Below are 20,617 nucleotides of genomic sequence, written 5' to 3' on the forward strand. Positions count from 1 at the left end.
TTCATTCCACGGCAGCTCAGCAGGTAGAGCGCGCGACTGTTAATCGCGTCGTCCCCGGTTCGATCCCAGGCTGTGGAGCCAACTTTTCTTTTTTCTGGTGCATGTGGCGCAGCGGGATGTGACCCCGCGGGTCACCGGTTCGAGTCCGGTCTTGCACCCCATTTTCTGCACAACTCATTCAACTCAGGAGGATTTTTGATGCACCATGTTCTTCGGCTCGACATCCAGGGAACGCCCCAGGCCTGGATCACGGCTGAAGAGGCGGCCCTGCACTACGCCACCGGCAGCACGCATCGTGCCCGGCGCGCCAGGGCCGCATTCCCCGTTTGCTTGCGCATCACGCTTTTTGCAACTCAGCCATTTCCGATTCATTCAGTTTCAACGGTGTCATACCCCCACACATAGAGGCCACACCGTTGATTTCAAAGATTCAATTTACGAGTGAAGCCGCCCACAATAAAGGGCCAATCATCGACGCTCAAGAGAACCTATTTTCTCTACTGTGCGTATTCCGGGAATCTTTGATCACTGCTCCAGCATTCTCTGACCGGTGTGATTGGGTTGATCATTCAGACTGCAATCGACCCATAGCTGTTATAGCTGTTATAGCTGGCAGTGAAAGCGGACAACTTTAACTCGTGCTGTGCGACCAGATAAAACCGTTCTTATTTTCTACGGCAAGGTGCTAGCGGCAAGACCGAACGATCTACAAGTTTGGCTGTACTCGGTGGATTTCTTACAGGCAATAGATCTATGTCCTCAGCATGCAAGCACGCACAGCAAAGCCGGGGAGTTGATGACTGCACTGAGCAAACGCCGCAAAAGCAATGCGGCGACGCAATGCTGCGCCTAATTTTTAGGTGTGGCAACCAAGATCTTAGAAGATGGTACTCACCTTCCGGTTGCACTTGACGTTTGTAACGAAAGGAGAAGAATATTCATCGCACACATTTAACAAAGGGAGCGTGCGTGGACTACTTACTAAATAACATCGGCTTGTTTGGCGGCGTGCTTGCCGCCATCTTCATCATCATTTTCTGGCGTGCCGTGCTCTGGCTTTTCGGGGTCATCCTGATCCCAGACGACAGCCTGGGAACTGTCACTAAAAAATTTGTCCTTTTTGGCGCCAACAGCAAGCTGCCCGACGGACAAATCATCGCGCTGCAGGGTGAGGCCGGCTATCAGGCCGACACCCTGTCGCCGGGCTTGCACTTGGGCCTGTGGCCTTGGCAGTTCGACATCGAGATGATCAAGTTCACGACGATCCCACAGGGGAAGATCGGCGTCGTGCAGGCCTGTGACGGCAAGCCCTTGCCCAGCGGTCGCATCATTGCGCGCGACATCGACTGCAATTTTTATCAAGACGCACGTGCCTTTCTGCAAGGCGCGGGCGAGCGTGGCCCGCAGATGCGGGTCATCCCGCCCGGCACCTACCGCATCAACCCACTACTGTTCGCCGTAGGGTTGCGCGACGCGATTGAAATTCCGCAAGGCCGCCTGGGTGTGGTCGAGGCGCATGACGGCCAGCCGTTGCCAGTGGGGCGTGTCATTGCCAAGGGTGTCAACTGCGACTCATTTCAAGATGCCAGTGCGTTCTTTGCCGGCGGTGGCGAGCGTGGACCGCAGACCAAAATCATCCCGCCGGGTAATTACCGCATCAACCCAATCCTGTTTGATGTGAAGTTGACAGACGTCACTGACATTCCCGATAACAAAATCGGCATTGTGACTGTGAAGGAAGGCGCGCCGTTGCGCACCGGTGAGATTGCCGGCGCCGAAGTGCCCGGCCACAACATGTTCCAAAACCCGGACAACTTCATCGCCAACGGCGGCAGCAAGGGCCTGCAAGAGCAGGTGCTATTAGCTGGCCGCTATTTTCTGAACCCGCGTTTTGTGACGGTCGAAGTGGTCGAGATGACAACCGTGCCCATAGCCAATGTAGGCGTTGTCATTGCATATGTCGGCAAAGAGGGGGTTGATGTCACGGGCGACGCCTTCAAGCACGGCAACCTGGTTGCCAAAGGCGACAAGGGCGTCTGGGTCGACCCGCTGGACCCGGGCAAGTACCCGATCAACCCCAATACCCACAAGGTGGTCAACGTGCCGACCGCCAACGTCGTGCTGAACTGGGCTAGCGGCAAGACCGAGGCCCACAACCTGGACGCCAACCTGTCCACCATTACCGTGCGCTCGGCCGACGGCTTCAAGTTCAACCTGGACGTATCGCAAATCATCCACATCCCGCGCAATGACGCCCCCAAGGTCATTGCCCGCTTCGGCGCGATGAGCGCATTGGTTACGCAGGTGCTGGAGCCCACGATAGGCAATTACTTTCGCAACGCCGCCCAAAGCAGCGACGTGATCGACTTCCTAAAAAACCGCACAGTGCGCCAAGCCGACGCTCGTGTGGCCATTGCCAGTGCGCTAGGCGAGTACAACGTCGCGGGCGTCGACACGCTGATAGGCGACATTGACCCGCCCGAAAAACTAATGGAAACACTAACCAACCGCAAGATCGCCGAGCAGGAAAAAGTCACCTACGAAACACAACGGGAGGCGCAAGCCGTGAGGCAAAACTTGTTGCAAGCCACCGCTCTGGCCGACACCCAAGCCCGCGTGGTGGACGCCGAACGCAAGGTGATGATCTCCGAGTATGAGGCCAGTGCGATGGTAAAGAAAGCCGAGGGCGATGCTCGCTCCAAGACCATCAACGCCGAGGCGGATGCCAATGTGCTGCGCACTGTGGGCGAGGCCGAGGGCGCGAAGATCTTGGCCGTTGGTGGGGCCGAAGCCAAAGTGATTGAGCAGAAGGTCAGCTCGATGGAGGCTGGCAACTATGCGGTGGTGCAGGTGGCGGAGGCGCTGGCCAAGGGCGGGATCAAGATCGTTCCTGACATCGTTGCGGGTGGCGGGGATGGGATGAGTGGGGGGCTCACCTCGGTGCTCTTGGGCAACTTGGTGCATCAGGAGTTGATGCAAGCGAAAAAAGGCTCGGTAGCCGTTACACAGTGAGTAGGCAGACTCTTCAGCATAGCTTGTGGAACTTCGTCGAAAACTACCGACCAACAACGGCGATTTCCCCTCTGCCAGGGGTCATATGGAGCCTTAACGGTACAGTCCGGCAGCAAGGCCAGCCAACGCGCGACGAGCGCGAGCTGGACCAGCGCGTGCGTGAATGCGGCGAGTGGTGATCGATTCTTTTTCATTCCACGGTAGCTCAGCAGGTAGAGCGCGCGACTGTTAATCGCGTCGTCCCCGGTTCGATCCCAGGCTGCGGAGCCAACTTTTCTTTTTTCTGGTGCATGTGGCGCAGTAGGCAGCGCAGCGGGATGTGACCCCGCGGGTCACCGGTTCGAGTCCGGTCTTGCACCCCACCAAATATGCGGACATAGCTCAGAGGTAGAGCAGCCGGCTTTTAACCGGCAGGCCGGGATTTCGAAATTCCCTGTCCGCACCATCATTCATTCATTCAACTCAGGAGGCTTTTTGATGCACCATGTTCTTCAGCTCGACATCCAGGGAACGCCCCAGGCCTGGATAACGGCTGAAGAGGCGGCTCTGCACTATGCGACCGGCACCGTCGCCTGGGAACAAGGCGAAAGCCCCCTGGTGACACTGCGCGGCGGCTGGAACGTCGCGCGCGGCCGGCAATCCATGCTGGTCATCCACCCCATCATCGCGCTGCGCGGTGCGCCGCGCCGCAACCTGCACGAGGTGGTGCCGGCGGTCACCAAACCCAAGCTGCTGCGCCGCGACCGCTGCACCTGCGCCTATTGCGCCCAGGTGTTCCCCGAAAAAGACCTCGAGGCCGAGCACATCGTTCCGGCAAGCAAAGGCGGGCCTTACACGTGGACCAACCTGGTCAGCGCCTGCCGCCATTGCAATGGCAGAAAGAAGGACCGCACTCCCGAGCAAGCCGGAATGCCTCTGGTGTACCTGCCCTATGTGCCCAGCCGGTATGAGGACTTCCTGCTGCGCGGGCGCAACGTGCGGGCCGACGTGCACGAATGGCTGTCGGCACGGCTTCCGAAAGGATCCAGGCTCAGTTGAGTACGGCAGCAGCCAAGCGGCGCATTGCGAAAGCAGTGCGCCGTTTTTTTTGTGAACGGAGGATTTTTGAAAGTCGGCTAACCGGCGCGCGCCTGCTTGAGCGCGAGTTCATGCGCGGCCGGAAACACCTCGGCCAGCGGCTTGACCTCAGGCAGCACATACACCACGCCGTAGCTTGCGTTGAAAGCGGGCTTGAGCACGTTTTCATAAAACTCTACCGGCATGTTGATGCAGCCGTAGGAGATCCGGTTGTCTTCCGTGGTGGGCGAGGCAAGGCGCTCGAGCCGGCGTTCCTTGGGCTCCAGCGTGCGCACGCGGTGCATCGAGACGGCCGCGTCGTAGTCGACCCAGACCACGTCCTCGCCCGTGGCGTTGCGCCCGGGCTCGGCGACGAAACGGCCCGCGGGCGTGGTGCGCTCCTGCGGCTGCACCTGGGCGATGGGCCGCCCGCCTATGCCGTCCACCGAGTCGTCGCCGCGCGCCGCGCCTATCAGCACCGGCGTGGCGCTGCGCAGTTTGCCGGAGGGCTCGAAGACAAACACCTTGGTGTTGATCTTGTCGAGGATGACAAAAAAGAGTTTGCGGTTGTCGCCGGAGCTGACGACCCAGTTGGCGACTTCGCGCGCTTCGTTCGAAGCCTCCTCGCCGCCAAAATCCGCCGTTCGCAGCGTCATGGGCGGGGGTGCCGCGGCTTGAAGGCCGGCGGCCGCCGGCGGGGCCACGGGGTGGGGCCTGAAAAGCGGCAGGACCAGCACCGCGATGGCGGCGCCCCAGAGAACGCCCTGCTTGATGCCGTCAAGAATGTCGGAATGCCGCGTGCCCCCAGGCGCCGGGGTCGGTCCTTCAGCAGCGGGCCGCTGCTGAACATCAGACGAGGAGGCGGCCATGGACAGGAATCACAAAATACTGCGTCCCACATAAAACGCTCCGGGCCGCCGAGGCGATCCGGAGCGATTTCATGCGCAGATGCATGAGTGGCCTGGCTTAGTTGCGGTCAGCTTGTGCGGGACGCTCGGTCGGCGTGGCAGCGGTGGTGTCCGTGCTGGTCGAAGGCGAGGTGCTGGGGCTGGTGCTGCCCTGGTTCTGCATGGTCTGGTCTGCCGGCGTGGCGGGCGTGGTCGTGCTGGTGTCCTGGGCATAAGCCAGGCCAATGGCGCCAACCACGGCGGCTGCGGCAACGGCGGAAGCCAAGGTTTTCGATGCTCTCATGGTGTACTCCTAAGGTCATGCCCATCACAGGCAATCGGGTTGGTAAATCGCCGGCCGTATTGCCGACTGAGTTCAATTTACGGTAGGGAGCAGAGCCTGTTTCGTCGGTCTGGTACAGCGCGCCGTGTAGGACAAGCGAGGTCACAAAATGCTACGCGCCTCACAGGCGCATGCAGGATGGCACATGCGGGAACAGCTGCTTACCCCTGGAGCGGTCGCCGCTATTCGATGGGGTTGTTGCCCTGCAGGCCGTGTTCGGCCTTGATCGCGAGCTGGAGTTTTTCAAGCTCGTCGATGAGCTGGTCTATCTTCGCAAAATCCTTGACCGGGGCCGCCTGCAAGGCCTGCAGCTGCGCGCGCAGGCGCGCATAGTCGGCTTCCAGGTCGCGCTTCATGCCGGCACCGGGCCGGGCTTGAAGCCATTGACTGAGGCGCGCTTGTCGGGGCCGCTCGCGGCGGACTTGGGAGAAGGCGCGCTCAGGAGTTCGCCCTGCGCGTCTTCCTCGCTGCGCGGCCCCCACTGAAGGTCCGGGCCGACCAGGCGCTGCAGCTCGCCGTAGCCGGTGGCCAGGGCCGTGTCGTAGGCCGCGAAGGTGATGTCGGAGCAGGAGATCGATTCAAACACCCGCGGATCTTCGCGGCTTTCAAGAATGCGCCAGCAGAATTCGCCGGGAGACGGCTCCTCGACGGTGAGGGCCAAAGAACGCAGGGGGACTTTGAGTTGTGCGTTGACCAGTGTGGAGTGGCTCATGAAACAGGAATCCTCAAAAATATCCGGACAGGCCGGACGTGGCCTTGCATACGCAGCTTGGAGCGCCGCAAAAAAATATCAAGAGGTGCAAACGTAACTTTCAGCGCATGGGCCGAAGGCTGCTGAAACGGCCGGCGCGGCACGCATGAATCAAGCACAAGGGCAAGGGCACGCCGGCCCGTGTCCGGTGTCGTCTCTGCAGCTGCGTGGGCTTTCATATCAGGTGTTCGCAATGACGCCAGTTTAAGCATGGAAATATGACAAGCTGCGGTGATTAGTACCCGAAAAACGTAGGAAAAAGCCGACAGGCGCCCAGCGGCCTGAGCGTCAACTGAAATGGTTATATTGCATGGCATGGCCGGGCCCGCATCGTGCGTTTCGGCATACATAAAAGACTCCATGAAAAGCCTTTACAAATACTTCTTTCGCGGCCTCATCACCATCCTGCCGGTGGCCCTGACGGTCTACCTGCTCTACATCTTTCTGGCCTGGATGGAGGCCGCGGCGCTGTGGATTCTGCGGCCGCTGATCGGCAGCTTTTACATCCCGGGCCTGGGCCTGGTATTCGGCGTGCTCAGCATTCTGGTGATCGGCTACCTGGTGTCCAAGCGGAGCGTGCGCAAGCTGCTGTCTTTCGCGGAAATGCCCTTCACCAACCTGCCGGTGGTCAAAAGCATATATTCCTCGCTCAAAAGCTTCGCCGACTACTTCTCGCCTTCGGGCAAGCAGGGCGAACAAAGTGTGGTGATACTGCGCATGCCCGGCCATGCGATGGAAATCGTGGGTCTGATCACGCGCCGCAGCTTTGCCGATCTGGGGCCCGGCTTCCTGCCCGGCGATCGCGTGGCGGTCTACCTGCCCATGGGTTACATGATAGGCGGCTACACGGTATTCGTACCGTCCGACTGGGTGCAGCCCATAGACATGTCGGTGGAGGAAGCCATGCGCTCCTCGCTGATCGCCTGGATGGCGCGCCCGCCGGCCACGGGCGGCGGCAGCGGCACGCCGGCCGGCTGAGTTTTTGGGCCGCACAGAGGCTGGGTAAAGGGCCGCGTAAAGGTTTGTGATCTGTGGTTTCCCACATGGACAAATCGTGTGGCGAGGCTATATTTGATCACCCGATCACCACTGCGCGCAGCCTGACGCGTCCCGGCCATGACAACAACGACAACAGAGACAACCAAGCGCAAGCCGCCCCTTTACAAATCACTCTATTTCCAGGTGATCTGCGCGGTCATCGCCGGCGTGCTGCTGGGGCATTTCTACCCCGATGCCGGCAAGCTCATGAAGCCGCTGGGCGACGGCTTCATCAAACTCATCAAGATGATGATCGCGCCCATCATCTTCTGCACCGTCGTGATCGGCATCGCCGGCATGGAGGACATGAAGAAGGTCGGCAAGACCGGCGGCCTGGCGCTGCTTTACTTTGAGATCGTCAGCACCTTCGCGCTGATCATTGGGCTGGTACTGGTCAATGTGTTCAAACCTGGCCAGGGCATGAATGTCGACGTGTCCACGCTGGACACCAAGCAAATCGCGGCCTACACCGGTCCCGGGAAGATGGTCGGCACCACCGACTTCATCATGAATATCATCCCGACTACCGTGGTCGATGCTTTCGCCAAGGGCGAAATCCTGCAGGTGCTGCTGATCGCCGTGATGTTCGGCTTCGCGCTGCACCGTTTCGGCGGGCGCGGCACGCTGGTGTTCGACTTCGTCGAAAAAACCTCGCACGTGCTGTTCACCATCGTCGGTTTCATCATGCGGGTGGCACCTATAGGCGCTTTCGGTGCCATGGCCTTCACCATAGGCAATTACGGCGTAGGCAGCCTGCTGTCGCTGGGCAAGCTGATGGCCGCCTTCTACGCGACCTGCCTGATCTTCATTTTTGTGGTGCTGGGTGCCATCGCGCGCGTCCACGGCTTCAGCATCTGGAAGTTCATCAAATACATCAAGGAAGAGCTGCTGATCGTGCTGGGCACCTCTTCGTCCGAATCGGTTCTGCCGCGCATGATGGAAAAGATGGAGAACCTGGGCGCGAAAAAGACTACTGTGGGCCTGGTGATCCCGACCGGTTACTCCTTCAACCTGGACGGCACGTCCATTTACCTCACGATGGCGGCGGTGTTCATCGCGCAGGCCACCAACACGCCGATGACGCTCACGCAGGAGCTCACGCTGCTGGCGGTGCTGCTGCTGACCTCCAAGGGCGCGGCCGGCATCACGGGCAGCGGCTTTATCGTGCTGGCCGCCACGCTGTCGGCCGTGGGCACCGTGCCCGTGGCGGGGCTGGCGCTGATTCTGGGCATAGACCGCTTCATGTCGGAGGCCCGCGCGCTGACCAACCTGATAGGCAACGGCGTGGCCACCATCGTGGTCGCCAAATGGACGGATGAGCTGGACACCGACAGGCTCAAGGCCGGGCTCAACAACGAGAGCTGGGTCGAAGCCCAGGAGCCCGAGGTGCTGATCAACAAGAAGACCGAGCACATGGCGGCCGGCCGCCACTGAAAACAAGCCACCAATAACAAAGCCCGGCAGGCGGAGATTCCTCTCCACCTGCCGGGCTTTGTGTTTTGCGCCGGCGAACGCCGGTTTAGCGGGCCTGGCGCGGCGCCGGGCCCGGGCCGCGGCCGGCGATGTGGCGGAAGGTGATCCGGCCCTTGCTCAGGTCGTAGGGAGAGAGTTCCAGCGACACCTGGTCGCCGGCCAGGATGCGGATATGGTTTTTGCGCATCTTGCCCGAGGTGTAAGCCACAAGCTTGTGGCCGTTCTCGAGCGTGACGCGAAAGCGCGAATCCGGCAACACTTCGTCGACCAGCCCATGCATTTCAATCAGTTCTTCTTTGGCCATGATGTAACTCCTAGGGAATTGAAAAAGTTGTCCGTGATGTCTGTTGTCAGGGCTGGCAAGGCTTATGCGCAAGCCGGCGTTGAGCGCTCATGGATCCAGCGCAGGGCGTGTTCCGTCGCGTATTGCACGGCCGAGGCCGCGCTGTCGAAGAGGCCGCTGAAGCGCAACACGCGGTCGTGCGTGGCGCTGCCGCGGCCAGAGCGGATGGAGACCGATGCAGCGTAGCCTTCGCCGTGCTGCTTGGCCAGTGGTGAGACAAGGTACTTGCCCACCGCGATTTTGGTGTGATCTACGTTCATAAAAAGTCCGTGCCGGGTTATGTATCCCGGCTTGATAAATAAGGAGAATCGGCTTGCGAGCAAGCCGGCGGGTGTTCGGTGTCCACCCGCCTGGCCCTTGTCAGGGGCTGGGCTGGTTGAGCCATGCGTGGGCACTGTCGGGAAGAGTGCTCGCCGGAAAAACGGAACAGTGTTGAGAGGGTTCAGGGCTGTATGGGCACTGAAAACACTGTGGATTCGGGCTCTGGGAAGCGCCGCTATTGAGAAGGAAACCTGTTGGGAAAAGGCTTCGATGTAAAAAGCTGATGCTTTACCGAAGCTGCTATTGTAACCGCTGACGCATAAGCTTGCGCAAAGCCTGCTACAGCGCCAGGCTAGCCCCTATTCCCTACAAGCCGGGGCCGCGGAACCGGCTTTGCCGGGCAGAACAGGCTCACCCCTGTCCAGTCTCACTTCGTGTAGCCTGCTCCCCCTCAAGGGGGCGGCGCCTAGGGCCGGCAAGCCGGACCCTCGGCCCCCGCCGATTGAATCCCCTGAACTCTTAAACCCAGCCGGGGCCGCGGAACCGGCTTTGCCGGGCCGCAGGCGCAGCGGCCCCCTCGGGGGGCAGCGCATTACACGAAGCCGAAGGCGCAGTGAAAAGCGTGGGGGCCATATCCTCATCCTTCAAATTGCGGGTGCAGCTGGCGTATGCGGTTCATGGCCATGCCCGCGGCGGCGGTGCGGGTTTCCACGCCCAGCTTGGCGTAAACCCGTTCCAGGTGCTTCTTCACGGTGGCCGGGCTGGAGCCCAGGATATCGCCGATGTCGCGGTTGGTCTTGCCCTTCACCACCCAGTACAGCACCTCGGCCTCGCGGGCCGTGAGTTTGAAGCTCAGGCTCATCGCCTCGACCACCGCATCGTCGGAAATCTCGCGCATCACGATCAGCCAGTCGCCCCGGCCGGCGGCATCGCCGCTTTCGCCGCCGTCGCCGGTCTGTTGATGCAGCCGGAAGGTCAACCGGCGCGAACCCATTTCCACTGCCAGGCGCGGCGGCTCGACCTGGCGTTCGGCGTCCCCCAGGTGGCTGCGCAGCCAGGCCAGCACCGGCTCGGGCGTTTGCGGCGCCGACGTGCCGTAGTAGCGCATCAGGAGCTCGCGCGCCAGCGGCGTCTGCCAGATCAGCCGGCCATCGGCCGCACCGCCCATGCGCACCGTGATGCTGGCATAACCGAAAGCGTCCAGCGCGTTGCGCGCCTGGCCGGCCTGGCGCGCCTCCTGGCGAGCGCGACGGGCGCCCTGCAGGTGCACGCCCATGCGCGCCATGACTTCCTTGGGTTTGATGGGCTTGGTCACGTAGTCGACGCCGCCGGCCTCCAGCGCGGCTACCAGGTGCTCGGTTTCGGTGAGCCCCGTCATGAAAATGATGGGGATGTGGGCGGTCTCGGCCGCGGCCTTCAGGCGCTTGGCGACTTCAAAACCGTCCATGCCCGGCATCATCGCGTCCAGCAGCACGATGTCGGGCCTTGCCTGCAACGCGCGCTGCAGCGCGGCCTCGCCGCTGGTGGCCACCAGCACGGTGTAGCCCGATTCATCGAGGGCGTCGTGCAGCACCGAGAGGTTGTCGGGCACGTCGTCCACGATGAGCACGACGTCGCTGTTGGCCCGGTCCAGCGTGCGGTCCAGGCTGCGGTTGAGTAGGGGAGATTCTTCAAGCACGCTACTCATGGCTGGCCTCCTGGTTGGCGAGCTGGCGGCCCATGGCCTCGAACTGGAACTGCCGCGCCAGCACGCGCATGTCTTCGACGAATGCGGCGGTGGCGGGCTGCTGCCGCTCTATCTCCGCCAGCATGTTCATGATGCCGCGGTAAAAACCGAGGCTGACCACCTCCTGCAGCGCTGCCAGCTGCGGGGCCTGCGGCAGCACACGCTGCGGAGGCGCGGCCGCGGGTAAAGCCTGCTCGGCCGGCGCGTCATAACGCCAGGCGAGCGACAGTCGCCGCTCCAGCCAGGCGATCAACTCGGTGTGGCGCACGGGCTTCAAGATGAAGTCTTCGGGAAGGATGCCGGCGTCGTTTTCCATGCCCTTGTCAAAGGCGTTGGCAGAGACGACGGCCAGGTGTATGCCCTCATGGCCGGAGCCGCGCACACGGCGCAGCGTCTCCCAGCCGTCTATTCCCGGCATGGCCAGGTCCATGAAGATCACGTCGGGCTGGTAGCCGGCGGCCAGCAGGTCCAGGCAGTCGTGACCGCTGGCGGCGGTGCGCAGCTCAAAGCCCATGGGCTGCAGCAGCTGCACCAGCAGTTCGCGGTCGGGCTCTTCATTGTCGACCACCAGCAGCTTGCGGCGCGCGCCCTCATAGCCGCGCGGCTGGCGCCGCGCCGGCGCGGCGGCGGCCTCTTTGGCGGCGCCTGCCGGCAGGTGCACCTCGGGCAGGAACAGCCGTATGCGGAAGATGGAGCCCTCGCCCGGTGTGCTGACCACCGTCATCTCGCCGCCCATCAGGTCGGTCAGCATCTTGGCAATCGTCAGGCCCAGGCCGGCGCCCGGGGTGCCTTCGGCGCTCTGGCCGGCCGCAGTGCCACGCGCGAAGGGCTCGAAGATGCGCGCGAGTTCCGCCTCGCGCATGCCGGGGCCGGTGTCCTCGATGTCGATGTAGGCCATCTCGCGCGCATGGCGCAACCGGAAAGTCACCTGCCCCTGCGCCGTGAACTTGATGGCATTGCCCAGCAGGTTGATGAGGATCTGGCGCACGCGTTTTTCGTCGGCGCGCACCAGCTCGGGCAGGTTGCCGCTGGCCTCGAAGTGAAAAGCCAGGCCCTTGGCCGCGGCCTGCAGTTCGAACATGCCGGCCATCTCGTGCACACAATCGGCGAAATGCATGGGCTTGACGTTGAGCGTGAGCTTGCCCGCCTCGATGCGCGCGATGTCCAGCGTGCCTTCGATCAGCGACAGCAAATGCTCGCCGCCGCGCTTGATGACGCTGACGGCCTGCTTGCGGTGCGGCGGTATCGCATTGTCCTCCCCCATGAGCTGCGCATAGCCCAGGATGCTGTTGAGCGGCGTGCGCAGCTCGTGGCTGATGGCGCTGATGTAGCGGCTCTTGGCCTGGTTGGCCTGGTCGGCATGGTGGCGCGCCTCTTCGGCCACGCGCTTGGCCTGCTGCAACGCCTCGTCGGTCTGGCGGTGCGACTCGATCTCGCGCATCAGCAAATGCGTCTGGCGGTTCGATTCCTCCTGCGCCACCTGCCGGCTCTTGTGCGCCAGCACCAGCCACCAGGCGACCAGGCCGGCGATCACCAGCAGTGCCATATAGGCCTTCAGAAAGCCCGACTTCAGGGCCGGCTCGGAGGGCGTGAAGTCCGACAGCGCGCTGATTTCCTGGTGGTAAAGCAGGCCGAACACGCTGGCCAGCAGCGGCACGATGATGAGCATCAGCAGCAGGAAGTGGCCCAGGCCGGTGTCCAGGTAAGGCCAGGCGCGGCGCGGCAGCAGCCAGCGCAATGCAGCCGACCATTGCGCCGAGAGGCTCGCGTGCGGCTTGCACAGGTCGCCGCAGCGCGCGTCCAGGGTGCAGCACAGCGAGCAGATGGGCCCCTGGTAGGCCGGACAGTGGGCCATGTCCGGGCCCTCGTAGGCGCGCTCGCAGATCACGCAGTGCTGCAGCGCATAAGGTTTGTAGGCGCCCTCGCCAACCGCCGCGGCCGGGCCACGCGCGATGTAGTAGCGCCCCTTGGTAGCCCAGGCGATCAAGGGTGCCGCCACAAAGGCCGTGCCCATGGCGATCACGGCCGAGAAGGCCTGTGCCATTTCGCCGTACAGCCCCAGGTGCGCCGTGATGGACAGCGCCGAGGCCAGGGCCATGGCACCCACGCCGACCGGGTTGATGTCGTAGAGGTGCGCGCGCTTGAACTCTATGCCCGGCGGGCTCAGGCCCAACGGCTTGTTGACGACCAGGTCGGCCACCACGGCCATGACCCAGGCGATGGCGATGTTGGAGTACAGGCCCAGCACGTCGCCCAGCGCCTGGAAGACGTTCATCTCCATCAGCATGAAGGCGATCAGCGTGTTGAACACCACCCAGACCACGCGGCCTGGGTGGCTGTGCGTGATGCGAGAGAAAAAATTCGACCAGGCCAGCGAGCCGGCGTAGGCGTTGGTGACATTGATCTTGAGCTGCGACACCACCACAAAGAGCGCGGTCGCGGCCACGGCCATGCCGTAGTGCGGGAACACGTATTCATAGGCCGCGAGGTACATCTGGTTGGGGTCCACCGCGCGGTCCAGCGGCACCATGTTGGTAATCGCCAGGTAGGCCAGAAAGGCGCCGCCCAACATCTTCACCACGCCCAGAAAGACCCAGCCCGGCCCGCCGGCCAGCACGCCACCCCACCAGCGCCAGCGGCTGGCCGGCGTCTGCACCGGCATGAAGCGCAAATAGTCGGCCTGCTCGCCCATCTGGGTGATCAGCGCAATACCCACGGTCAAAGCGGCACCAAACAGGTGCAAATCAAACTCGCCGCCCACCCCCTTCTCACCGCCATAGTGCAACACGCCTGAAAAAGCACCAGGATCGCGCAGCGACACAAACACAAAGGGCACGACCAACATGACCAGCCACAGGGGCTGGGTCCAGACCTGCAGCCGCGAGATCACGGACACGCCGTGGGTGACCAGCGGGATCACCACCAGCGCGCAGATCAAATAGCCCCAACTGGGCGGAATGCCCAGGGCCAGGTCCAGCGCATAGGCCATGACGGCCGCCTCCAGCGCGAAAAAGATAAAGGTGAAAGAAGCGTAGATCAGCGAGGTCAGCGTCGAGCCTATGTAGCCGAAGCCGGCGCCGCGCGTCAGCAAATCCATGTCCACGCCGTAGCGGGCCGCGTAAATGCTGATGGGCAGGCCGGCCAGGAAGATGATGAGGCCGGTGGCGACGATGGCCCAGAAGGCATTGGTGAAACCGTACTTGACCAGCAAGGTAGCGCCCACCGCCTCGAGGATCAGAAAGGAGGCCGCGCCGAAGGCGGTATTGGCGACCCGCCATTCCGACCATTTGCGAAAGCGCTGCGGCGTAAAGCGCAACGCGTAGTCTTCCATGGTTTCGCTGGCGACCCAGCTGTTGTAGTCGCGCCTGACCTTGATGATGCGCTGCAGCGGCGCCGCTTCGCCGCCCGCCAACGGCGCGGCCCCGGCCGCTTCGGGCGGCAGTGGCGGCTGCAGGGGCGTGAGCGGGGCGTCCATGGGGTGGGCAGATGCGCCGGGCGCGTAGTGATTGAGCGTCTTCAGGTGCATGTTCTGTGCCATGCGCCCCGGCGGCCTGCCCCAGGCTGGACCGTGGACAGCGTCTTATGGCACCATTCTTGCACCCCGGCAAGCATCCCCAAGCCGGCAGCCTGCCCTGAGAGAGCCCCATGGAATTGACGCCCCGCGAAAAAGACAAGCTGCTTATTTTTACGGCTGCCCTGCTGGCCGAAAGGCGCCGCGCCCGCGGCCTGAAGCTCAACTACCCCGAGTCCGTGGCGCTGATCAGCGCCGCCGTCATGGAAGGCGCGCGCGACGGCAAGTCCGTCGCCCAGCTCATGAGCGAGGGCCGTACGGTGCTGACCCGCGCTGACGTGATGGACGGCATTCCCGAGCTGATCCCCGACATCCAGGTCGAGGCGACCTTTCCCGACGGCACCAAGCTGGTCACCGTGCACCAGCCCATTGTCTGAACGCCTCTGAACGCCGCCAACAACATCCATCCCACAGGAGATCGCCGTGAGTTTTTTCGCCCTGCCCTCGCCCCGCGCACTGCGCGCCCTGCTGGCCTTGGCGGCCGCGCTGCCCGCGGCGGCCTTCGCGCACACCGGCGTGGACGGCCACACGCACCTGGATTTTTTCACCGGCTTGCTGCACCCGCTGACGGGCATGGACCACCTGGCGGCCATGGTGGCCGTGGGCCTGTGGAGCGCGCTGGCCGCGCGCCGCGCCGGCCCTGATCTGCTGTGGGGCCCTCTGGGCTTTGCCGGCATGCTGCTGGCGGGCGCGCTGCTGGGCCTGCAGGGCGTGCAGATTCCGGCGGTCGAGCCCATGATCGCGGCTTCGCTACTGGTCACCGGCCTGCTGGTCGTGGCGCGCTGGCATGTGCCCGGCATCGCGGCTGCGCTCATCGTCGGTGTGTTCGCCGTCTTCCATGGCCTGGCCCACGGCTACGAACTGGCCGGGGCGCCCAGCGCCTGGGCAACCCTGTCGGGCATGCTGGCCGCCACCGTGCTGCTGCACCTGGCCGGCCTGGGCGCCGGCTGGGCGCTGCGCAGTGCCAACGCCTGGCTGCCGCGCGCGGCCGGCGCAGTCGTCGCCATTTTTGGCGTGACCCTGCTGGCCCAGTTGGCCTGAGGAGGCACCATGATTCCGGGAGAACTCATTACCGACGGGCCCGACCACGTGCTCAACGCGGGCCGGCGCACGCTGACTGTCGTGGTGCAAAACACGGCAGACCGCCCTATTCAAGTGGGCTCGCACTACCACTTCGCCGAGACCAACGGCGCGCTCGGCTTTGACCGCGACGCGGCGCGCGGCATGCGGCTCAACATCGCCTCGGGCACGGCCGTGCGTTTTGAACCGGGCCAGCAGCGCACGGTGGAGCTCGTGGACTTCGCGGGCGAACGAAACGTCTATGGCTTTCGCGGCCTGATCCAAGGAAAACTCTGATGGCAACCATAGGACGCCGCGCCTACGCGGAAATGTTCGGCCCCACGGTCGGTGACCGCCTGCGCCTGGCCGACACCGAGCTGGTGGTCGAGGTCGAGGCCGACTACACCTTGCGCGCCGGCAGCTACGGCGAGGAAGTCAAGTTCGGCGGCGGCAAGACGATACGCGACGGCATGGCCCAGTCGCAAAAGACGCGGGCCGAAGGCGCCATGGACTGCGTGATGACGAATGCGCTCATCATCGACCACTGGGGCATCGTCAAGGCCGACATAGGCCTCAAGGGCGGGCGCATCGCGGCCATCGGCAAGGCCGGCAACCCCGACACCCAGCCCGGTGTCGACATGATCATAGGCCCAGGCACCGAGATCATCAGTTGCGAAGGCATGATAGTCACCGCCGGCGGCATCGATTCGCACATCCACTTCATCTGCCCGCAGCAAATCGAGGAAGCGCTGACCTCGGGCATCACCACCATGCTGGGCGGCGGCACGGGCCCGGCCACCGGCACCTTCGCCACCACCTGCACGCCAGGCCCCTGGAACATCGAACGCATGCTGCAGGCGGCTGACGCCTTTCCCATGAACCTGGGTTTCCTCGGCAAGGGCAATGCCAGCCTGCCCGCCGCGCTGCACGAGCAGATCAACGCCGGCGTCATAGGCCTGAAGCTGCACGAAGACTGGGGCACCACGCCGGCCGCCATCAGCAACTGCCTGGACGTGGCCGAAGCCACTGACACGCAGGTCGCCATCCACAGCGACACGCTCAATGAGTCGGGCTTTGTCGAGAACACGATTGCCGCGACCAAGGGCCGCAGCCTCTGCGCCTTCCACACGGAAGGCGCGGGCGGCGGCCATGCGCCGGACATCCTGCGCGTGGTGGGCGAGGAGAACTTCCTGCCCTCCTCCACCAACCCGACCATGCCCTACACCGTCAACACACTCGACGAGCACGTCGACATGCTGATGGTGTGCCACCACCTGGACGCCGGCATCGCCGAAGACCTGGCTTTTGCCGAGAGCCGCATCCGCAAGGAAACCATCGCCGCCGAGGACGTGTTGCACGACCTGGGCGCGATCAGCATGATGAGCAGTGACAGCCAGGCCATGGGCCGTGTCGGCGAGGTCATCATCCGCACCTGGCAGACCGCGCACAAGATGAAGCTGCAGCGCGGCAAACTGCCCGGCGACACCGAGCGCCACGACAACTTCCGCGCCAAGCGCTACATCAGCAAATACACCATCAACCCGGCGATTGCCCACGGCATCTCGCACGAGGTCGGCTCGGTCGAGCCCGGCAAGTGGGCCGACCTGGTGGTCTGGAAACCGGCCTTTTTCGGCATCAAGCCCTCGGTCATCCTCAAGGGCGGCTTTATCGCCATGGCGGCCATGGGCGACCCGAACGCCTCCATCCCCACGCCGCAGCCCGTGCACTACCGCCCCCAGTTCGGCGGCTTCGGCGGCGCCATCGCCAGGGGCTCGCTGACCTTTGTCTCGCAGGCCGGCCTGAATGCCGGCGTCAAGGAGCGCTTCGGCCTGGCCAAGACCCTGAGCGCTGTGAAAAACATACGCGGTGTGCGCAAGCAGCACATGGTCCACAATGCCTACCTGCCCAGGATGGAAGTCGATGCCCAGACCTATTTGGTGCGCGCCGACGGCCAGCTGCTGGGCTGCGAGCCGGCTACCAGCCTGCCGATGACGCAGCGTTATTTTCTTTTTTAAGCCTTGTTCCAGGTTTTGTTTTTTTAAGGCCTCATGCTTCAGGTGTCCAAAGTCATTTCCCAGGGCGCGGGCCTGGCCCCCGTCCTCATCAAGCGTGCCGCCACCGTCGAGCTCGACTGGGACGTACGCCAGAAAAGCCGCTTTGACGCGACCGACTCGCAGGGCCGCCAGCTGGGTGTGTTCCTGCCGCGCGGCACGCTGGTGCGTGGCGGCGACGTGCTGCTGGTCGAAGACGGCTCCATGGTCAGGGTGATCGCCGCGCCGCAGCCAGTGCTGCGCATCACGGCCTGCACCTCGCATGGATCGCCTTTTGACCTGACGCGCGCGGCCTACCACCTGGGCAACCGCCATGTGCCGATTGAGCTCAAGCCCGACCACCTCAAGATAGAACCCGACCATGTGCTGGCCGACATGCTGCGCGCCATGCACCTGATCGTGAATGAGGCCGAAGAAGCGTTTGAACCCGAAGGTGGCGCCTACAGCTCGGGTGGCCATGGGCATGCTCACGACCATGGCCATGACCACGATGGACATGGACACAGCCATGCGCCTGTTGCCGTAACAGCAGCGCCGGTACCGCATGTGCACGGGCCAGACTGCAACCATGGCCATGACGACCATGGCCACGACCACGCGCATGAAGCCAAGCCCTTGGTCGTCCAGGTCCACAAGCACAAGCCTCACAGCCACTAGGCCCGCCGTGGACGCGCCCACAACGCCCGCAGCCCCGGTAGAACAGCTTGCGGCGTCCAGCCTGCTCCAGCTGATCTGGCTGGCCTCGCCCGCCCTGCCGGTAGGCGGTTTTTCCTATTCGGAAGGCCTGGAAGCTGCTGTCGAATGCGGCGAGGTCACGACGGAAAGCCAGGCCGCAAGCTGGCTCAGCGACCAGCTCCAGCTGGCGCTGGCCCGCGGCGACCTGGCGGTGATCGCCCAGGCCATTCCAGCCTGGCGCGAAGGCAAGCTGGCGCGCATAGCCAGCCTGAATGCCTGGGTGCTGCAAACCCGCGAAACCAGCGAACTGCGCGCCCAAACCGAACAAATGGGCCGCTCGCTGCTCGAATGGCTGCGCAACCACGAAGGCGCCAGCGCCGCGCACATAGACGCCTGCGCAGCGCTGCAGCCCACCTACCCGGTGGCCTTTGCGCTGGCGGCCTCGCAGACCGCCGCCGGCGTACGCGACTGCCTGCTGGCCTATGCCTTTGGCTGGGCCGAGAACATGATGCAAGCCGCGATCAAGTCCGTGCCCCTGGGCCAGAGCGCCGGCCAGCGCATACTGGCCCGGTTGAGCCGGGACATACCGCCCGCCGTGGAAGAGGCGCTGCATCTGCCGGACGGCGAGCGCCAGGCTTTTTCCCCCATGCTGGCGATTTTGTCGGCCCGGCACGAAACCCAGTATTCGAGGCTGTTCCGCTCCTGAGCCGATTGACAGTGCCCATCTTCTTTTTCAAGGTATTCCCATGAGCTTGCACCACATCGCCAACCGCAGCAAAAAACTTCCGCCCCTGCGCGTGGGCATAGGCGGCCCGGTGGGTTCCGGCAAAACCACGCTGCTGGAGATGCTGTGCAAGGCCATGAAGGCCAAATACGACCTGGTTGCGATCACCAACGACATCTACACCAAGGAAGACCAGCGCCTGCTGACCGTAAGCGGCGCGCTGGCGGCCGAACGCATCATGGGCGTGGAAACCGGCGGCTGCCCGCATACCGCGATCCGAGAGGACGCCTCCATCAACCTGGAGGCCATAGACCGCATGCTGGTGGATTTTCCCGATGCCGACGTCGTGTTCGTTGAATCCGGCGGCGACAACCTGGCCGCCACCTTCAGCCCCGAATTGAGCGATTTGACGATTTATGTGATCGATGTGGCGGCCGGCGAGAAGATTCCGCGCAAGGGCGGCCCTGGTATCACAAAAAGCGACTTGTTTGTGATCAACAAGACCGACCTAGCGCCCTATGTGGGTGCAGACCTCGAGGTCATGAAAAAAGACACCATCCGCATGCGTACCACGGCCAAGGGTTTGAAACCATTTGTAATGACAAACCTCAAAACCCAAGCCGGCCTGGCCGAGGTGGTCAGCTTCATTGAAACCCGGGGAATGTTGCCGCAAAGCCAGCCCGAAACCGCTTGAAGCGGGGGGCGGCCGTCGCGGTGCTGCCGGGCGGCTTGAAGGGTCGCTCCAGCGAATTCAGGTGTGAAATTCACTGGGATGCACGGTTTCGTACATCTTGCCTTCGTGGAAAAACACCACCATCCAGTTGCCGAATTTTTGCGACGGATGAGAGGGAATGACCTCGTTGAGCGCCAGCGTGATCGATTCTTTGACCGGGGGTGCCACCTCCCGGACCTCCGGCGATACCGCATCGACGCTGATCAACATAAAAGTGCCCTTGTCCTGCATATCGACCCGCGGGAATGACCAGCGGGCTCCGGTTGCCTTGACAAAAGCGGTTGCCACCTTCTCGGCGACTTCGGGATGGAAAGCAGGAACTGTCATAGGATTTAAGGCGTCCTTCTACGCTGTAACGGAATGTTTCTATGATGGCCTCGCCCACGCTTCCCGTCACCGTCCTGAAAAAGGTTTTCAGAATTGGGCGGGAATAGTTCCGGGAAATAATTCCGTTTTTTCGGGTCTGCTTGTTGCATTGGAAACATAAGGCGTACTTTGCCCGGCTAGAGCGGGGTTTGGTGAGGCTTTTTGGTTGCAAATCGTCCGTTGGGCGCAGTCCTGCAAAAAAACCACGCAAATGAGGGCGAAAGCGCCTCGAAATGTCCTTCAAGCCGCCACGACCAGGCAAAGGCAGGCGCCGCGCGGGCTGCGAGCCTTGCTACCGAATGAGGGAATGTCTGCGCACCGGGGGCGGTTTCAGCCACGCGGGGCTGGAGCGGAGCGAGCGATTGGGGGGGCGTTAAAGCCTGTGCCACTTACTTGAAAGTGGCGGAAGCGGTGAGATTCGAACTCACGGAGGACTTGCATCCTCGGCAGTTTTCAAGACTGCTGCATTCAACCGCTCTGCCACGCTTCCGAGTCGGGTAGTTTAACCGCATCGTTTAGGACGCCGAAGAATCGCAGCAAGCTAAAAC

21 protein-coding genes and 5 tRNA genes are annotated in these 20,617 nt (G+C 63.0%); 15 read left to right on the top strand and 11 right to left on the bottom strand.

All coding sequences use genetic code 11. From position 1 onward, the window contains the following. Positions 1-5 precede the first annotated feature (5 nt). The 6 genes from ACEN8I_RS00310 to ACEN8I_RS00335 all read left to right on the top strand — a co-directional run bounded on the left by ACEN8I_RS00310 (position 6) and on the right by ACEN8I_RS00335 (position 4,050). Positions 6-81: transfer RNA gene (locus ACEN8I_RS00310), tRNA-Asn, on the top strand. 888 nt (positions 82-969) lie between these two features. Beyond that, positions 970-3,012, top strand: a complete 2,043-nt coding sequence (locus ACEN8I_RS00315; RefSeq protein ID WP_413325119.1) for an SPFH domain-containing protein — start codon at positions 970-972, stop codon at positions 3,010-3,012. Between the two features lie 194 nt (positions 3,013-3,206). Beyond that, positions 3,207-3,282 (top strand) — tRNA-Asn (locus tag ACEN8I_RS00320). Positions 3,283-3,298: 16 nt separating this feature from the next. Continuing rightward, positions 3,299-3,374 (top strand) — tRNA-His (locus ACEN8I_RS00325). A gap of 8 nt (positions 3,375-3,382) precedes the next feature. After that, a tRNA-Lys gene (locus ACEN8I_RS00330) sits at positions 3,383-3,457 on the top strand. 32 nt (positions 3,458-3,489) lie between these two features. Further along, a complete protein-coding gene (locus tag ACEN8I_RS00335) occupies positions 3,490-4,050 on the top strand; it encodes an HNH endonuclease (RefSeq protein WP_413325121.1) in 561 nt (186 codons plus the stop codon). 77 nt (positions 4,051-4,127) lie between these two features. On the opposite strand, the gene ACEN8I_RS00340 is transcribed toward ACEN8I_RS00335, so the two are convergent. The 5 genes from ACEN8I_RS00340 to ACEN8I_RS00360 form a co-directional block, all read right to left on the bottom strand. After that, positions 4,128-4,937, bottom strand: a complete 810-nt coding sequence (locus ACEN8I_RS00340) for a hypothetical protein (RefSeq protein WP_413325123.1) — start codon at positions 4,935-4,937, stop codon at positions 4,128-4,130. Between the two features lie 97 nt (positions 4,938-5,034). Beyond that, the gene (locus ACEN8I_RS00345; RefSeq protein WP_413325125.1) at positions 5,035-5,259 is read right to left on the bottom strand and encodes a hypothetical protein; all 225 of its coding nucleotides are present in this window, start codon (positions 5,257-5,259) and stop codon (positions 5,035-5,037) included. A 221-nt stretch (positions 5,260-5,480) separates the two neighbouring features. Further along, on the bottom strand, positions 5,481-5,654 hold the full coding sequence (locus ACEN8I_RS00350) for a hypothetical protein (RefSeq protein ID WP_413325128.1): 174 nt from the start codon (positions 5,652-5,654) through the stop codon (positions 5,481-5,483). After that, a complete protein-coding gene (locus tag ACEN8I_RS00355) occupies positions 5,651-6,010 on the bottom strand; it encodes a hypothetical protein (protein ID WP_413325130.1) in 360 nt (119 codons plus the stop codon). The genes ACEN8I_RS00350 and ACEN8I_RS00355 overlap by 4 nt, the downstream gene beginning before the upstream one ends. Next, a complete protein-coding gene (locus ACEN8I_RS00360; RefSeq protein ID WP_413325132.1) occupies positions 6,007-6,399 on the bottom strand; it encodes a hypothetical protein in 393 nt (130 codons plus the stop codon). Before ACEN8I_RS00360 ends, ACEN8I_RS00355 begins: the two co-directional genes overlap by 4 nt. 10 nt (positions 6,400-6,409) lie before the next feature. Between ACEN8I_RS00360 and ACEN8I_RS00365 the strand changes: the two genes are divergently transcribed. Beyond that, the gene (locus tag ACEN8I_RS00365; protein WP_413325134.1) at positions 6,410-7,027 is read left to right on the top strand and encodes a DUF502 domain-containing protein; all 618 of its coding nucleotides are present in this window, start codon (positions 6,410-6,412) and stop codon (positions 7,025-7,027) included. Positions 7,028-7,165: 138 nt separating this feature from the next. Further along, positions 7,166-8,521: a dicarboxylate/amino acid:cation symporter gene (locus ACEN8I_RS00370; protein WP_413325136.1), complete on the top strand. Its 1,356-nt coding sequence runs from the start codon at positions 7,166-7,168 to the stop codon at positions 8,519-8,521. 85 nt (positions 8,522-8,606) lie between these two features. Here the strand turns inward: ACEN8I_RS00370 and infA are convergent, their stop codons facing one another. The 4 genes from infA to ACEN8I_RS00390 all read right to left on the bottom strand — a co-directional run bounded on the left by infA (position 8,607) and on the right by ACEN8I_RS00390 (position 14,365). Further along, entirely contained in the window at positions 8,607-8,864 is a 258-nt protein-coding gene (gene infA / locus ACEN8I_RS00375) for a translation initiation factor IF-1 (RefSeq protein ID WP_007874777.1), read from the bottom strand. Positions 8,865-8,926: 62 nt separating this feature from the next. Further along, complete coding sequence (locus tag ACEN8I_RS00380) at positions 8,927-9,163, bottom strand: hypothetical protein (protein WP_413325138.1); 237 nt, start codon at positions 9,161-9,163, stop codon at positions 8,927-8,929. A 638-nt stretch (positions 9,164-9,801) separates the two neighbouring features. Beyond that, positions 9,802-10,851: a response regulator gene (locus ACEN8I_RS00385; protein WP_413325140.1), complete on the bottom strand. Its 1,050-nt coding sequence runs from the start codon at positions 10,849-10,851 to the stop codon at positions 9,802-9,804. After that, positions 10,844-14,365 (bottom strand): ATP-binding protein, encoded by a 3,522-nt coding sequence (locus ACEN8I_RS00390; protein WP_413325667.1) that lies wholly within the window; start codon positions 14,363-14,365, stop codon positions 10,844-10,846. Before ACEN8I_RS00390 ends, ACEN8I_RS00385 begins: the two co-directional genes overlap by 8 nt. Before the next feature lie 170 nt (positions 14,366-14,535). Here ACEN8I_RS00390 and ACEN8I_RS00395 point away from each other — a divergent pair, with 170 nt between their 5' ends. Genes ACEN8I_RS00395 through ureG form a run of 7 tightly spaced genes read left to right on the top strand, consistent with a single transcriptional unit; the run spans position 14,536 to position 19,664 of the window. Then, entirely contained in the window at positions 14,536-14,838 is a 303-nt protein-coding gene (locus ACEN8I_RS00395; protein WP_007874763.1) for an urease subunit gamma, read from the top strand. Between the two features lie 46 nt (positions 14,839-14,884). Beyond that, positions 14,885-15,502: a HupE/UreJ family protein gene (locus tag ACEN8I_RS00400; protein WP_413325142.1), complete on the top strand. Its 618-nt coding sequence runs from the start codon at positions 14,885-14,887 to the stop codon at positions 15,500-15,502. Positions 15,503-15,511: 9 nt separating this feature from the next. Continuing rightward, positions 15,512-15,817 carry an urease subunit beta gene (locus tag ACEN8I_RS00405; RefSeq protein ID WP_074576680.1) on the top strand — a complete coding sequence of 102 codons (306 nt, stop codon included), beginning with the start codon at positions 15,512-15,514 and terminating at the stop codon, positions 15,815-15,817. Next, positions 15,817-17,535, top strand: coding sequence for an urease subunit alpha (gene ureC / locus ACEN8I_RS00410; protein WP_413325146.1), 1,719 nt, complete (start codon positions 15,817-15,819; stop codon positions 17,533-17,535). Before ACEN8I_RS00405 ends, ureC begins: the two co-directional genes overlap by 1 nt. A gap of 33 nt (positions 17,536-17,568) precedes the next feature. Then, positions 17,569-18,228, top strand: coding sequence for an urease accessory protein UreE (gene ureE / locus ACEN8I_RS00415; protein ID WP_413325148.1), 660 nt, complete (start codon positions 17,569-17,571; stop codon positions 18,226-18,228). Between the two features lie 7 nt (positions 18,229-18,235). After that, positions 18,236-18,952, top strand: coding sequence for an urease accessory protein UreF (locus tag ACEN8I_RS00420; RefSeq protein ID WP_413325151.1), 717 nt, complete (start codon positions 18,236-18,238; stop codon positions 18,950-18,952). A 40-nt stretch (positions 18,953-18,992) separates the two neighbouring features. After that, on the top strand, positions 18,993-19,664 hold the full coding sequence (gene ureG, locus ACEN8I_RS00425) for an urease accessory protein UreG (protein WP_413325153.1): 672 nt from the start codon (positions 18,993-18,995) through the stop codon (positions 19,662-19,664). A 57-nt stretch (positions 19,665-19,721) separates the two neighbouring features. On the opposite strand, the gene ACEN8I_RS00430 is transcribed toward ureG, so the two are convergent. Both ACEN8I_RS00430 and ACEN8I_RS00435 read right to left on the bottom strand, forming a co-directional pair. Next, positions 19,722-20,030 carry a hypothetical protein gene (locus ACEN8I_RS00430; protein WP_413325155.1) on the bottom strand — a complete coding sequence of 103 codons (309 nt, stop codon included), beginning with the start codon at positions 20,028-20,030 and terminating at the stop codon, positions 19,722-19,724. Positions 20,031-20,469: 439 nt separating this feature from the next. After that, positions 20,470-20,559: transfer RNA gene (locus ACEN8I_RS00435), tRNA-Ser, on the bottom strand. Positions 20,560-20,617: the final 58 nt, after the last annotated feature.

Origin of the sequence: Polaromonas sp. CT11-55 (assembly GCF_047303325.1) — a bacterium.
Taxonomy (GTDB): domain Bacteria; phylum Pseudomonadota; class Gammaproteobacteria; order Burkholderiales; family Burkholderiaceae_C; genus Polaromonas.